The sequence below is a fragment of the Enterococcus sp. AZ101 genome, from assembly GCF_050499005.1.
GTDB classification, from domain to species: Bacteria; Bacillota; Bacilli; order Lactobacillales; family Enterococcaceae; genus Enterococcus_L; species Enterococcus_L ureilyticus.
The window spans coordinates 943,630-959,620 of the sequence record NZ_JBMHEZ010000001.1 but is presented as its reverse complement, the minus strand read 5'-3'; the positions used below and the strand labels follow the sequence as shown (position 1 = coordinate 959,620).

At 37.0% G+C, this 15,991-nt stretch carries 12 protein-coding genes; 1 reads left to right on the top strand and 11 read right to left on the bottom strand.

Features of this window, described 5'->3' with window-relative positions; translation table 11 throughout:
* Positions 1-22 precede the first annotated feature (22 nt).
* From allW to IGJ50_RS04450, 4 genes are all read right to left on the bottom strand, one after another.
* Positions 23-1,480, bottom strand: coding sequence for an allantoin permease (gene allW, locus IGJ50_RS04465; RefSeq protein WP_069641047.1), 1,458 nt, complete (start codon positions 1,478-1,480; stop codon positions 23-25).
* Positions 1,481-1,634: 154 nt separating this feature from the next.
* Entirely contained in the window at positions 1,635-2,855 is a 1,221-nt protein-coding gene (locus IGJ50_RS04460; protein ID WP_083244411.1) for a dicarboxylate/amino acid:cation symporter, read from the bottom strand.
* 72 nt (positions 2,856-2,927) lie between these two features.
* A complete protein-coding gene (locus IGJ50_RS04455; RefSeq protein WP_207121560.1) occupies positions 2,928-4,205 on the bottom strand; it encodes an MFS transporter in 1,278 nt (425 codons plus the stop codon).
* 212 nt (positions 4,206-4,417) lie between these two features.
* Complete coding sequence (locus IGJ50_RS04450) at positions 4,418-5,626, bottom strand: pyridoxal-phosphate-dependent aminotransferase family protein (protein WP_069641045.1); 1,209 nt, start codon at positions 5,624-5,626, stop codon at positions 4,418-4,420.
* Positions 5,627-5,960: 334 nt separating this feature from the next.
* Between IGJ50_RS04450 and IGJ50_RS04445 the strand changes: the two genes are divergently transcribed.
* Entirely contained in the window at positions 5,961-7,601 is a 1,641-nt protein-coding gene (locus IGJ50_RS04445; protein ID WP_429949077.1) for a PucR family transcriptional regulator, read from the top strand.
* Between the two features lie 57 nt (positions 7,602-7,658).
* Here the strand turns inward: IGJ50_RS04445 and arcC are convergent, their stop codons facing one another.
* From arcC to allE, 7 genes are all read right to left on the bottom strand, one after another.
* Positions 7,659-8,597 (bottom strand): carbamate kinase, encoded by a 939-nt coding sequence (gene arcC, locus IGJ50_RS04440; RefSeq protein ID WP_069641043.1) that lies wholly within the window; start codon positions 8,595-8,597, stop codon positions 7,659-7,661.
* 12 nt (positions 8,598-8,609) lie between these two features.
* Positions 8,610-9,458, bottom strand: coding sequence for a DUF2877 domain-containing protein (locus IGJ50_RS04435; RefSeq protein ID WP_429949075.1), 849 nt, complete (start codon positions 9,456-9,458; stop codon positions 8,610-8,612).
* Between the two features lie 13 nt (positions 9,459-9,471).
* The gene (locus IGJ50_RS04430) at positions 9,472-10,740 is read right to left on the bottom strand and encodes a DUF1116 domain-containing protein (protein ID WP_010765722.1); all 1,269 of its coding nucleotides are present in this window, start codon (positions 10,738-10,740) and stop codon (positions 9,472-9,474) included.
* Between the two features lie 136 nt (positions 10,741-10,876).
* Positions 10,877-12,634: an acyl-CoA synthetase FdrA gene (fdrA, locus tag IGJ50_RS04425; protein WP_429949073.1), complete on the bottom strand. Its 1,758-nt coding sequence runs from the start codon at positions 12,632-12,634 to the stop codon at positions 10,877-10,879.
* Positions 12,635-12,753: 119 nt separating this feature from the next.
* Complete coding sequence (gene allD, locus IGJ50_RS04420) at positions 12,754-13,803, bottom strand: ureidoglycolate dehydrogenase (RefSeq protein WP_069641040.1); 1,050 nt, start codon at positions 13,801-13,803, stop codon at positions 12,754-12,756.
* A gap of 296 nt (positions 13,804-14,099) precedes the next feature.
* Positions 14,100-15,167 (bottom strand): ureidoglycolate dehydrogenase, encoded by a 1,068-nt coding sequence (allD, locus tag IGJ50_RS04415; RefSeq protein WP_069641039.1) that lies wholly within the window; start codon positions 15,165-15,167, stop codon positions 14,100-14,102.
* Positions 15,168-15,190: 23 nt separating this feature from the next.
* On the bottom strand, positions 15,191-15,976 hold the full coding sequence (allE, locus tag IGJ50_RS04410; protein WP_429949072.1) for a (S)-ureidoglycine aminohydrolase: 786 nt from the start codon (positions 15,974-15,976) through the stop codon (positions 15,191-15,193).
* Positions 15,977-15,991: the final 15 nt, after the last annotated feature.

The following is a 15,991-nucleotide window of genomic DNA, read 5'->3' as shown; positions in this document are numbered from 1 at the left end:
GAGCTCATTCATTCTTTTTTCGCTATTTAACAAAAAAATTTCTTAATAATAAATAGGCTCCAAAAGCTGATATAAACCCGGAAATCCAAGAAATATCGGAAATTACTTTTAATGCTGGAATAAAGTTACCACTTAAACAAATGACTAAAGCTAAAACAGTCGCAACATAAGCTGGTTTATTTAACCCTTTATAGATATTATGACGATTATCTGCCTGTTGATCCATATATAACTGATCCAAATCAATCGTTTGATGCTCAACAAAATAGTAGTGTGCAATCATCGTCCCTGCAACAGGACCGAGTACAGCGCCGATCGTATTTAGAAAAATAAAAATACTATTTGCATTTTCCATCAATTTCCACGGCATGATCATGAAACTGATGACACTCGCAAGTAAGACACCTTTTTTATAATCGATCCGTTTAGGAAACAATGCGCTCAACTGATACGCTGCTGGAATGATATTTCCAGTAGCATTTGTTGAAACCGTCGTTAATAAGAATACTAGCATTGCAACAACAATTGCAAATGAATTATCCCAGCGATCCACAATATTCAAAATATTCCATTCTTGAATACCATAACGAATCGAACCACCGATCAAAATGACAACACTTGAAAATGCGAAAATCCCATAACCAACTAAAAAACTAGCTGTTTGACCAATTGTTTGATCCTTAGTTGATTTTGCATTTTGAGTAAAATCCGCCACACTTGCACCAGGTGCAGCCCACACAGCTAAAACAGAATTAATAATCATAAAATAAACAAAGACTGGCGAAATATTATGGACAGCACCGGCAACGTCATAGGATAAAATTGCTCCTAAACCGCCTGCAGCACTGATCGCCCAAATAGCCATCCCACCAAAAACTATGTAAATCAGTGGACTTAGAATCGCTGTGAACTTATTTAAAATCTCACCACCACCAAAACCAATCAGCACATTTACTACCCAAAAAATTGTAAATGCGATTAAACCTGGCATAGAAATCCCTAAAATCATTGTATTTCCGCCTAAGGTCAAAAACTGCGGCCAAATTTTACCAATTAAAATCAGTAAAGCTAATGAACCAGTATAATTCTGCAAACCAAACCACGCAATGGCCGCGACGCATCCTCTAAGAAAGCCTGGTAACTTCGCACCCATGACGCCATAAGTTGAACGTAAATGTAGTGCAAATGGAATGCCATATTTTGAGCCAGCACGACCATTAAGTGTCATAAACAAAGCCACAGCCGTTGCACTTAACATCAATGCCAACATTATATTAATAGGAGATAGTCCTAAAAATAAAAATCCTCCTACAGCAGTATAATTCGGAATATTGTGAACTGAACCCATCCACAGTGTAAAATAATTCAATTTTCCCATCATTCTCTTTGATAGTGGCTTTGGAAGTAACGCTTCATTGTACCCACGCTCTCGAAAAGATTGAAGCTCTTCTTCTGTAATTTGATAATCTTGATTTTCCATTCATTCGCCTCCTTTAATTGGTTTTACTGCTTAAACTTAAATATTGAAAGAATCTTTTCTACTAGTATAAAATAACCCTTGAAAATTGGCTATTAACTCTAACTTTCAAGGGTTTATTTCATTTTTAGTACTATTGATCTTGTCTTTTTAAAGGTTACGAGTTAAAGATCTCATAATCTAATTCTTTCTCATCAGCTGCAATGATCAACGCGACGGTTGTATCTGCATCAACATTCAGCAATGTCCTAAACATTCCAGAAAACCAGTCAATTCCTGCAAGTAGTGCAATACTTTCAGTTGGTAATCCTAGCATCGGCATAACTGTAGCTAGTGCCACTAAACCACCACCAGGCACCACCACTGTACCTAAACAAGCTAAAGTTGATAATAGAACAGCCTTAATTAATTCCCCAATCCCCATTTGAATATTATAGAATTGAGCAAATGTTACGATAGCTAGCGATAAAAACATTGCCAGACCATTACTATTCAAAGTCATCCCTAAAGGCAGAACTAATTTTGAAATTCGATCACTAATTCCCAATTTGTCTCTACCGTCTTCGATCTGAATAGGTAAAGTAATCGCTGAAGATGTTGTTGTAAACGCAACAATTGACATTCTCCACATATTTTGTGCTAATTTTTTCACACTAACTTTACAATAGAAAGCTGTTATTAATAACCAAACGATTAAAAATAATAATGCGCTGACTGCCAGTGTTAGTAAAAATTTCATCAAGGTTATCAAAACACCTGTGCCAATCGTCCCTATCACTGGAGCAATCAAGCAAAAAATACCAATTGGGGCAAGTTTCATGATCAATGTTACCATTTTCAAAATAACATTGTTAAATGCTGAAACACCATCCAGTAGAATTGAATTTTTATCTTTGTCTTTGATTAGACTCAATGCTAATCCAAATAATAAAGAAAAAATGATTACTTGGATCATATTCGCTTGTGCCATTGCTTCAATAATGTTTTTGGGAATAAAATCAATAATGATTTCTTGTAAACTCTCCGTACTCGCCTTGATTGATCCTGCTTCAAAACCACTAACTTCTAACCCTTTTCCAGGTTGAATCAATAAGCCAAACAAAACACCAATAATTGCGGCCAAAATAGTCGAACCCATAAACCAGACAAATACTTTCAAGCCAATTTTTCCAAGTTCTTTTGCTTCTAAACTACCAACTGCTTCAATAACTGCGCCCATGATCAAAACGACCACAGACATCTGAATCAATCGTAGAAACACATCCCCGATGACTTTGAATGATTCGACTTTTTCTTGAAAGATGATCCCCACTATAACCCCTAATATAGTGGCGATCATCACTTGATTTGTCATACTTATGTTGCGAATTTTTTTCATAACTAGGTTCCTCACTTTTAAGATACCAACTGATGACTTAAGACATAACTAGTTATTAGACATCATTTCGAGTTAAATTTTTTGTTTCTTATTTAAATTTGCTAATAAGAATAGAATTGTCCCAACTACCAATAGGATAACTGAAATATAAAAGCCCATTACTTTTGAACCAGTTGCATCTGAAATAGAACCTGTTAATGTTGGTGCAATAACGGATGACATCATTCCGAAAAAGTTGAATACGCCAAGTGTTGTACCAATACCGACTTTAGGTGCATTCTCACCAAGCCATGAAATGATAATTGGTTCTACTGCAAGTTTTCCTAAAAATCCGTATAAAATCAAACTAATCAATAAAAACGTTGAATTAGTCGCTTGAACTGTAAATAGTAACATTGCAGCAGCTAAAAGTTCTAAAATTACAATAAATTGAACTTTTTTATGCATGTATTTATCTGCTAAACGACTAAAGAATAAAGCGCCAGGAATTGAGGCAAACGCCACTAATGAGGCAGAAAAACCAATTGCGGCACCTTCAAACCCACGTTCTGTACCTAAGAAATTTGGTAACCAAGTAACAGTCATATAGTAACCATAACAAGTTGCAAAGTATAAAATATAAGCAAATAACATTTTTGGTGCAAATAATTTTTTAATCGATACATTTTCTTTTTCTACAACAGCTGCTTCTTCTGTCACTTTAGCAACTTCTGCCGCTTCTGCTGCTTCTGATTGTGCTAAAAATTCAGCATCTTCTTTATTATTACGAATAATTGCAATAAACGCTACTAACATCACAGCAATCAAGGCTACTGAAATATACATCATTGTTTGCCAAGGGAACTGTAATTGAACAACTAAGAAACTAGATAAAATCAATCCTAATCCTGAACCAACTGCTGAACCACTGTTTACAATAGCAGTAGAAAAGCTTCTTTTTTCTTTAGGAATATTTTGAGATGTTAATGAATAAGCTGAACCATAAAATGATCCACAACCTAAACCAGCTAAAACACTCCCAACATATATCATTGAAATGCTTGTCGCTTGCGAAATCAACAAAGCGGCTAGTCCAAAAACAATAAAGCCTGGAATTAAGACTTTTTTCTTTCCAATCTTATCAACTAAAAATCCTGCTGGAATTTGCATTGCAACATACCCGAAGAAGTAACAAGTTGAAATAAAGCCTAGTGCTGTATCCGAGATACCTCCACCAAGTGACGCATTGATTTGTGGATAGGCAGGTGATAAAGCTGAACGATATACCCAGATCGTTACCCAACCAGCACATAATAAAATGACGATTTTTTTCCAATAATCCATTCCCGAACTCTTAACTTTTGCATCCATGTCTTTTCCTCCATTTGTTATTTTTTATATAGGCAACGATAAAAATGTTTGTGCATTTTATTCTAAACTATATAAACAAACAACTTCTTAATTCATTTCAATTGTAAGCGGTAGCAAACTTTCAAGCATCATTGTTTTTCACAAACTTGTCAAAAAGTTTGTGCAAAACGAACAATCACTTGTTCTTTTACACAAACAATTTACATTTATTTCTAATTTTTATAAATCATTAATGCAGCTTTAACGGCTTCACCTTTAACAATATCCGCACCATAATAATTAAGCGCACCTTCTAAAGCCGATAATACATGAAGTACATTCGCTTTTCTGCTGCTATAGCCCATATTGCCGATACGCCAAACTTTCCCTTGAAGCGCACCAAAAGACGATGCAATTTCTACTTCGAATTCATCTAGCATCAATGAACGAACTTTTTCACCATCGATTCCTTCTGGAATCATGATTGGTGTAACTGTAGGCATTTTTGTGGATAAATCTCCATAAAAACCTAAACCCATAGCTTTGATCCCCGCAATAATTGCTTGATCATTCTGAGCATGACGAGCGTATACCTGATCCATTCCTTCCTGAATCATCATTCTCAATCCTTCATGTAAGCCGTAAATCATGCTTGTCGCTTCAGTATGATGATTGATTCGTTCTTCACTCCAATAGCGTTGTAATTGACTTAAATCAAGGTAATTACTGCTGATATGATTATCATTGCGGATGTCTTTACTTAAACCTAATTCTTTTTGATAGCGACTAGTCAATACTTTTTCTACGCGGTCGTTATAAGTGATCAAAGACAAACCAGAAGGCACACTCACACATTTTTGCGTTCCTGCAATTGCGATATCAACGCCCCACGCATCCACTTCAATAGGAACGCCACCGTATGTTGCCACCATATCTACAACGAAGAAAACTTCGTTTGCTTGGCAATATTGTCCGATTTTTTCCATTGCTTGCATTTGTCCATTTGCAGTTTCTCCATGAACCATTGCAACAATTTTTGGTTGGAATTTTTCAATTTCCTTAATCACCGTCTCTTGATCGAATGGTGCATCCCATTCTTTTTCAAGATAATGGATTTCAGCCTGAGCTCGCTCACAAATTTCTCCTAAAAGATAAGCAAATCGTCCATAAACTGGAATCAAAACCTTATCTCCTGGTTCGATCAATGCAATCAAAGCAGCTTCTAATCCAGAACGTGACGTGCCATCAACTGCAAAAGCTTGCTTATTTTTAGTACCGAAAGGAATTTTGATCATTTCTTTCACTTCATCCATAATTTTTAGAAAAGCTGGATCAAACTGTCCTAAAATCGATGCAGACATTGCTCTTAATGCCACAGGATGAGCCTCGACTGGTCCTGGTGTCATGATTGTTCTATTTGGTACTGATATTTCTGAAAACATAACTATTCCTCTTTTCCGTTTTAATTTCATCCTACCTTTATATCAAAAAAAGTCATTGGCACATTTGAATAAAAAAATTGAATTTTCGGTCATTTCGTACAAACCTTTCTTGAATCTGCATACGCTATCATTTAGAATAAAGATAGACTAAAAATACAATACGATATAAACTGATAGTTAACGTAATTTATTGATGTCATATCTAGCTTCAAGAATCACTCTATCGAAAAAAGATGAAATCCACTTGTGTCAAAAATCGACACATTCGTTTTTCCCTATTTTTCAGTCGAGTCTTTACGAGCTCATTCAGCTTTTATTATTAGGAGGAAATCCATTGACTACTTTAGAAGATTTATTGAAAATACCAAGATTTTCCGATCTAAAATTATTAACACATCCGACAAAAGCTAATACGATTGTTGAAAGTATCGAAATTTCTGAAACGCCTGATGTGGCAGGTTTTATTCCTAAGAAAATTTTTCTTTTAACAACTGCAATGGTCTATAAAGAGAATCAAAAAGAATTGATCACCTTGATTGATTCTTTAAAAGAACAGGAAGCCGCTGGGATTGGTATTAAAGTCGGTCGCTTTATCGAAACAATTGATCCTGAGGTGGTCGCTTATGCAAATGAAGTTGATTTTCCAATTGTTCAAGTTCCAAGCACTCAGCCTTTAGGTGGTCTATTACATCAATTGCTAAACTATTTGTGGGATACAAAGACAGAGCAATTAAGCTACGCTTTAGATATCCAAAAACGCTTTTCTAATCTATTGATTCATGATGTAAGCATCGCACGTTTTGTCGCAGATTTTGGAAAAATGATCAATACACCAGTGATTTTACTTAGTCCTTATCGTAAAGTTATCGCTCATTCGAAGCACTTTACGCAAACATCAAAACCTGCAGAGTATTATGTTGAACAGCTTATTAACAAATATGATTGCTGGAGCGAGGATAGTCATGCTTCATTTGTGATCAAAGATTTAAACCAGTCTACCTTGCAGATTGCTGGATTTCCAGTGACTGTAAATAGTTATTTCCCGCACTATCTGCTCGTTCTAAACCCCGAACAAGTGCCCTATCCAATGTCAGAATTTGCAGTAGAACAAGCTGGTCTCGTTTTATCCTTTATGCTGTACAAAAACCAAAAAATCCAAGAATCGCTTGATTTTCTTAAAAGTGATTTTCTAGCTCAGCTGGTTGAATACCAACAGACACCTCATCAAACCAGACGTGATTGGCTTGATCTTGGAGCAAATTATGGTTTAAAGAAAAGTACGCAATATCAAATTGTATATGCAGTTTGTAGTCAAACCACAACAACTGCTACCAAAATCAAATACCAACAAGAAGAAAGCGATGTGGCTTTTCAATGGTTGCAAGAGACATTACCATTAAGAATCAAACATATTAGTATTTTCAAAGTAAAAAATACGAACCATCTCGCGATTCTAATTCAAAGTAGAGTGGATGATTTAGAGAAAATTTTACAAGAATTGTCTTTAGAATTATCTGAAAAATTGCCCATTACTTTAACATTTGCTTTAGGAAATTTATATGAAACGATTGAACAGATCGCTAGTTCCTTTATCGAAGCAAAAACAGCCTATGAAGAAATGCTGACGATGACAAGTAGCATACTAACGCACCGCTATCATCCCAAGGGAATGAAAAGCTTATTTGAAAAAATGAGTTTAGAAGATATTCATTATTTCTGTGAGAGTACTTTAAAAGAACTGGCCTATCCTGTTGAGGATTCGTTCATTGAACTTCGTAAAACATTACAATGTTACTTGAGTTTTCAATGCGAGATTTCAAAAACGGCGAAAGAAATGTATTTACACCGTAATACCATCAAATACAGAATCGATCACTGTGCTAAACTCCTAGGTAAAAGTATTCAAGATCCAACAAATAGCTTGAATCTACGCTTAGCGTTAGAATTGTCCGAACGATCAAATCAGCATCAATAACGAAAATAGAAGTTGGAAGAAACCAGATGATTTCTTCCAACTTCTATTTATATTTTCTTATCCTGTGATTCTTGTTCCCGCTCTACCTAATAACGCTTGATCAGCCTCTTCCAATGAGCAAATAATCGCAGTTTTTCCTTGTGCAGCAAAACCAATTGCAGCTTCCATTTTTGGTCCCATGCTGCCATCAGCAAAATGACCTTCATCCATATATTGTTGTGCTTGTTTGACAGAAATCGTTTCTAGTTTTTCTTGATTTTCTTTACCGTAATTGATATAAACATTACTCACGTCTGTTAGCATCATAAAGACATTGGCATCAACTTGTTCTGCTAGTTTTTTACCTGTACGATCTTTATCAATCACCGCTTCGATTCCTTTTAACAACCCATCTTGATCACGAACAACGGGAATTCCACCGCCACCACCTGCAATCACGATTGTATTTCGGCTTAATAAATGAACGATTGCATCTACACCATGAATCGCTTTTGGTTGCGGTGAAGGAACGACACGACGATAGCCGCGACCAGCATCTTCCATCATTACCCAGTTTTTTTCTTGTTCCATTTTTTTCGCTTCTGCTTCTGAATAAAAAATTCCGATTGGTTTGTTCGGATTATTAAAAGCTTCATCTTCAGCTGAAACCTCAGTTTGAGTAAGTAATGAGATGACGTTACTTGTTAATCCTTTTGTTTCCAACGAATTTTTCAAACTTTGTTCTAACATATAACCGATAAACCCTTGTGATTCTGCATTACAAACGTCTAAAGGAAACGGTGGAACGATATCTTTGGCTTCTTCATTTTGTCTTAAAATATTCCCAACCTGTGGACCATTCCCATGTGTTAAAACGATTTCATAATCAATTTCTTCTATTTTTGCTACCAGCTCAGCGCTGACTTTAACATTCTCTAATTGTACCTCAAGTGTTGCCTCTTGATTTGGTTTTAAAATTGCATTGCCTCCCAATGCGATCACGACACGATTTGCCATAAAAATCCTCCTTCAATTAATGCTTAGTAATTTGATTGTAGTGATTAAGCCTGCTAATAAATCAACACCAGACGTGTGTCCGACTGACAGAATTGCTTTAACGTTCTTTTCAATTTGTTCTTCGCTGCTATCGATCGTTAACGAGCCAACTAAATGAAGAACAGGTTCACTAAAACGAGCTGATAATGCGCATAACAAATAGTGCTTGCTGATATCTGTTGTTAAAGACTGTTCTGACAACAGTTCAGTAAGTAATAGATTATTCAAACTATCATTTTCTTGTTCTAATAAAAATCTTGCAGCAAGGTGGCCAACAATCATATCATCGCCAGAAGGCGTTAAGCCCATCCCTCTACCCAAAAGAAATTCTAATCCTAACTTTTGTTGTGAATCTGCTTTTGAACACAGCTGTTTTACAGCCTGGCTAAATGGCTCTTTTGCTGCTATAAACGCAACTAAAGTATTTTGACTGCCCGTTTTTTCTTCTAATTTATCTACACATGAAAATAGCTTTTCTTGACTTTCAATTCGCATATCTGCTGATTTTTGCATAACAGAAGAATAGCGCTTAGCATGCATCAAGAATAAATGATTGCGGGAAAATTGAAGTGTATTTTGACGCCAACTTATTCCTTCTCCAATGTCAATCGCTGCCAATAACGCTAAAAAGTCAGTTTTTTCTATATAAATACCATTTGGCATAAAAGGATAGTCAGTGGTCGTAATGACCACTAACTGTTTTTTCCTTTCGTCTTGTATATTGAAGCTATTTTTGTATTTACTGTGAACCTGCCATTTTTCTTGTTCAGCGTCACCTGTCACCAAGAGCGCTTGATCTATAAAACTAGCATTAATAAACAATTGTTTTCACCTTTTATTCTGTAAAACCTAATTTTTTCGCATAGGCTAAAACTGCTTTTTCAAAACAGTCGATTGGCGGCGTTACAGTGCCTGCTCCGATTTGACCTAAGCCTGCTTTTTTATTGGCGATCCCTGTATTGATTACGGGAAGAATTCCTGTTTCTACCACTTTTCGTGCATCGATTCCTAAACAAATTCCTTTAAAGTCCCATGTTGGAACTGGGAAATTTGGATTTGTATCAATACAAATTTCTGTCATCTCATTACTAGTATTCAATGCATCGTAGAATCCGCCTGAACCTACAAAACGAGTTACAGCAGGTGCTGCGATCATCGCCATACCACCAACACCAAACGTTTCAGTGATAGCACTGTCTCCCATATCAGGAGCCGCATCTGCTTCACTAAATCCAGAGAAATATAAGCCTTGAGGTGTATTGACTGGTCCTGTAAACCATTCATCCCCCATACCAGCAATACGAATACCAAACTCATATCCATTTCTACACATTGCCGTTACGATTGTTCCTTCTTGAATTTGTCTTGCACCATCCATGACAGCTTTCGCTGATGCCATCATGATGTTTAAGAAGAATTGATCGGTATCTGCTAAAAATTGAACAACTTCTTCACGCTTCGTTTGGTCAATTTCAGTCAACCCAACGATGATTGGGGCCATTTCTTTCAAGAATGCTAATGATGCCGCAATGTTACGTTGATGGAACTCATCTCCCATAGCAATTGCTTTGGCAACTAATACATTGATGTTTAAGCCATCTTCTTTTGTTTTCAATGCTGCACTTAAAACAGGAGCTAAAGTATCTCTCATCCATCTTAAACGAGTGATTACTTCGTCAGAATATGCACCAAAACGTAGTACCGCGCCGATTCCTTCGTTCATTGTACAAAAAGCACGGTTACCGTCAGTTTTATTTTCAACAACTAAGACTGCCATGTTTCCTGAAGTGATACCACCCATTGGTCCAACCGCATTTACGTGATGACACGGAATTAATTTTACTTCACCAGATTCTAGCAATTTTCTGGCTTCTTCTTCTGTTTCACACCATTCTTCAAATAAAACTGCACCTACACAAGCGCCTTGAATTGGATCGACCATTTTATCGTAAGTAATTGGAGGACCTGCATGTAATAGGACTTTTCCTTCATTCAATTCTTCGATCACTGAATTTGCTGGGACTACATCTAATAAGAAAGGAGAACCAGCAACGATTTTTGCTGCTACCGCTTGGTTTGCCTCATCGATTGTTTTATATGCCATTTTGATTTTCCTCCGTTAAAAGCTGAATGAGCTTGATCAGCTCCGACTGAAAAATAGGAAAAATAGAATGTGGTGCTTTTTACCACAATCTATTTTTATCTTTTTTCTGAGGAGCTAGCTCAGTAAGCTGGATAATTTATTTTGCTAATGCTACTTTATTTAAGAATTGTAATGCTTTTTGCAGTGTAATGTTTCCGCCTGCAACTGGTTGCCAATCATATTGAACCACTTTACCACCATGATTGATGATGGCTTCTGAGAAGCTACGTAGGCCAACGTTGATAAATCCTTGATTTGTTAATAAAGCTAACATCGCTTCTGTTGGTTCAATTGCAACTGGATTCACTGCCGGTGCTGATTCAATTGCTTTATCTGTTTGAGTCAAGGGATGATCTAAAATAGCTAATGCTAAACGCACTGCTTGTGCATTACTATCGCAAAGGATCACACCAGCCTCTTTCATGATCGTTTCTTGTTCATGAATATTTTGGGGATCTTCGTCTGTCCCTACAATCGTACCGATCATAAATAATTCTCTTCCATCAGATGCCGCTTGAGCTTTGATCTCTTTGATGGTTGGTGCTAGTTCTTGCGCCATGTTGGCATGAGAACCATAACCTAATACAACATCTAAAAGAATGATTGCCGTTTCAGGATCTTGGCCCGCTTCTTCTAACATTTCTTTGCGTTTTGTTGGATCGATCATTGGATGAGGTTTTCCTTGTGTATAAACATCGTCACCTAAGTCAATGATTTCATGACCTTGATTTTGTAAGATAAAGCCTTCTGGTGCATGTTCGTCACCTGTTAATGCTAAACCTTCTTTGATCAACATTGCCGCTTCATAAGCAAGCGTTCCGCCAGAATATAAACCTTTAACATATTTTTGTTCAGGTTTGAAAGAATGAGCAGGAACAGTTAGTGTTTCTTTTACAGTTGTAACCGTTTCTTTATTTAATAATTGAACAGCTGTTTGAGCGGCTTCTTCTAATGTATAGGCACGATAAAGATTTTCTTCATGAGATGTTGGTTTTTCGCCTAGAAAAATCGTTACAGCAGGTTTTGAGATGCTTCTTAGAAGATTTAAGACTTCATCACGAACTTCTGGTGCAGGTGGTTTAGAGATCACAACAACCACTTCTGTATTAGGGTCTTTCTCTAATGTCATAATACTGTCTTTTAAAGTGATTCCGCCAATTTCAGCTTTTAAATCACGTCCGCCAGTCCCGATTGCATTCGTCACACCGCCACCTAATTTGTGGATGATCGTTGTTACTTCTTGAATCCCTGTTCCAGAAGCACCAACAACACCGATTTTCCCTTTACGAACAGCATTTGTAAAGGCTACAGGAATACCATTGATAATCCCAGTTCCGCAATCTGGTCCCATTAATAAAAGACCTGCATCATGTGCTTTTTCTTTTAGACGTTTTTCATCTTCAATAGCAACATTATCACTGAAGCAAAAAACATGTTTGCCTTCATCCAAAGCTTTTTCAATTTCAAGTGCTGCATGTGTTCCTGGAATAGAGAAGACAACCACGCCTGCATCTTTCCCAAGCTCAAAAGCTTTGTCCCAAGTTTTAACAACTTCTTCACCTGAGGCATCGCCGCCACCTTTTGTTTGTTCTTCTAAAAATACATCGATTTCAGTTAAAACTTGGTCGATCAATGAATCATCTTCAATATCTAACACGATTACCATGTCATTTGAAGAAGCTTTTTCTAGCTCATCTGTGTATAAACCACCTGTTTTAAAGATGTCTTTATTTGCAGGTGTCCCCATCATAACAGAAACATTGTGAACACCATCGATTGTATTTAATTTGTTGGTTAATAGCATCAATACGATTGAATCTTGATAGCTATTTGCTTTAATAATTGTATGCAGCATTGAAATTCCTCCATTTGATTAAAAGTGTAACGGACTTACTATGTTTCGACTGAAAAATAAGAAAAATCGACTATGCCGTTTTTTGTCTCATTCGGTTGCTATCTTTTTTTGCAAAAAGATTATTCCGCAAACTTATTTTTGTGATCATAACGATCATAATGAATGTCATCACTGACTAGATATTCGTAAATATCATCTACGATTTCAATTCCATTTTCTTCATAATTTTTTTCACGTGCGCGCCCTCGTTCACCTGGATAATTAACCTCAGTAAAACCAGGACTCGGGCTGATTTCTTTTAATTCATCTAACATTGTTGAAATATTCTTTTTAAATACATCTAAACCAATGAAGAAATCTGGATTGATCACAATATGAAGCTGGCCTAGTTCACGACCTTTCGATAAATCATGATACATGGAAGAAACGTGTTTGCCAAATGGCACGCCCAGTAGAATACCAGATAAAACATCTACCATCATCATCAAACCATAGCCTTTAGGTCCCGCAATTGGTAATAAAGCATTCACAGCTGTCGAATCTGTTGTCGGATTCCCTTTAGCATCTACTGCCCATGTATCTGGTATAGCTTCTTTTTTAGAACGAGCATGTAAAATTTTCCCCCATGCTTGAACAGTTGTGGCCATATCGAACGTTATGACACGGTCATCATTGCTAGGTGCTGCAAAGGCAATTGGATTTGTGCCAAAGTAAGGTTCACTTCCTCCAAACGGCACAACCATTGGGTCAGATTGGCAAACAGAAAGGGCGACCATATCTTGTGCTGCGGCCCTTTCTACATAATAGGCAAGCGCTCCGCTATGAGAGATGTTACGAACTCCTACAACAGCGACACCATTTTTCTTGGCCATTTCAATCGCTAAATCCATTGCTTTTTCTGCTGCTACAAAACCAGAACCGTTATCGCCTTCAAACATACCACAGCTAGGAGCTGTTTGGTTAAAAGAAAAAGTAGGATCATTCGTGATACCGCCTTTTGCTATTCTTTCCGAATAATATTCCACGCGCATTGCACCGTGGGAATGAATTCCTCTAGCATCTGCAAAGGTTAACACATCACTTACGATTCCTGCATGTTCCTCTGATAAACCAGCTTTCTGTATTTTATCTTTGATTAGTTGATGTAAATCCGCTTTTTTTACTCTCATTTTAAAACGCCTCCTTTTATTATCGGTAACAACGTTGCGCTTCGCTACACCTTGTACTTTTTAACATCAGTTCATTTCATTCACTGTGTTTCAAAGCAAAAGCGAAGCGGGCTCGTTCAGCTTCGACAGAAAAATAGGAAAAATTGACTGAGGTGCTTTGGGCCTCATTCAATTTTTATCTTTTTTCCGAGAAGCTAGCCCGCGTAGCTAGATACCATACGACAACAATTCTTCGCTTCGCTAATACTTATACAAACCAAACAACATTTTCGTGAAGCATCATAGTTCAACAAATTTTATTTTTTCTCACCAAATGCATTTGTATTTTCATATCGATCAAAATGAAGAGTATCACTCTTTAAATAGTCGTAGATATCCTTAACGATGTCGATACCATCTGTCATTGATTTTTCATAATTGAGTTGATTGATTTCTCCTGGATAATAGACTTGTTCAAATCCATCAGCTGCGGGAATTTCATGTAACTCTTCTACCATACCGTTCACAGATTCTTTGAACATCTCTAAATCAGTGAAACGTTTTGGATCAATCAAAATATACATTTGACCCACATTACGTCCTTTGCTTATATCGTCATACATTGAAGAAACGTGTTTGCCAAATGGTAAGCCTAAAAGCATACCAGATAAAATATCTACCATCATCATCAAACCGTAGCCCTTTGGTCCAGCAATCGGTAATAAGCCATTGACTTTGTGAGGATCAGTTGTTGGTTTACCGTCTTTATCAACTGCCCAGGTGTTTGGAATATCTTTATTTTTAGAACGGGCATCTAAAACTTTTCCCCATGCTTGAACAGTTGTTGCCATATCGAAAACAACTGGATCATGACCTTGCCTAGGTGCTGCAAAGGCGATTGGGTTTGTCCCAAAGTAATTTTCTTTGCCGCCAAATGGGACAACCATCGGATCAGATTGGCACATTGCAATAGCTATCAAATCTTGTTGCGCTGCTTTTTTTACATAATAAGACAGTGCTCCGCTATGGCTGATTTTAGAAATCCCAACAGCCGCAACGCCAGATTTTTTTGCCATATCAATCGCATAGCCAAGTCCCACATCCGCAACAAATTGCCCTGCACCATTTTTTCCATGAACGATTCCTGAACTTGGTCCAGTTTCTTCAAACTCAATCTTAGGATCAAGCGTTACGCCGCCTTTATCGATTTGTTCTGCATAGTATTCTACCCTAACGGCGCCATGTGAGTGGATACCGCATGCATCTGCAAATACCAAATGTGTCGCCACTTCATCTGCATGTTCTGGCTTTAAGCCAGCTGTCATTAATTTTTTTTCAATCAAATCATGCAATTCTTCTGGTTTCACTACAACAGTTTCATTCATTCTTAAACTTCCTCTTCATCAAATTAAATTTCTGGATCACGGTTGCAATCTTTTGAATAAACATACATTAAAGGTTCATCACGTCCTACTGCGTAAGCTGCTTGTTGCACGTATGAACTCATAAAGATATAATCTCCTTTTTCGACTGGCATCCACTCATTATCTAAGTTATACATGCCTTGTCCAGAAAGTAAATAGGCGCCATGTTCTTGATAATGCGTTTCGATATAGCCGTGACTTGCTCCTGGTTCAAATGAAAGGATGTGGAAGTTCATATCAAAACCTAGATCTTTCGGTAAGAAATCCCATAAAAGAACGTCTTTCATGCCTTCGTATTCGATTGGCTCCATGTCATTTACATTGCCGACTACTTTGTGTGCTTCATAACCTTCTAATGGTTGGTAACGTTTTTTGTATAAGAAAATTTCTGTATCAGCATCTTGACCATTTTCTAGATACATTAACGTGCTGGCTGGTAAATATGCATAGCCGCCTTTTGTTAGTTTGTGTGTTTCAGTACCATCATTGACATTTAAAACACCGTCGATCACATAAACAATTGTTTCAACACCTTCGCCACCGAAGCCACGTTGATTGTTGCCATCTTTGTGCATTGTAATGATATAATCAACAAAATTGGCTCCTAATTGTTTTGACCCTAAAATCGAACAATCACAATTTTCAAAGCCAGGAATCACATTATTTACTAACCCATCATGTGGAATCAATGCATAATTATTTTTTTTGATAACGGCTCTAGATGATAATAATCCATCAAGATAGCCCGTTTGATTATTTTTATAACCCATTTCTATTTCTCCTAC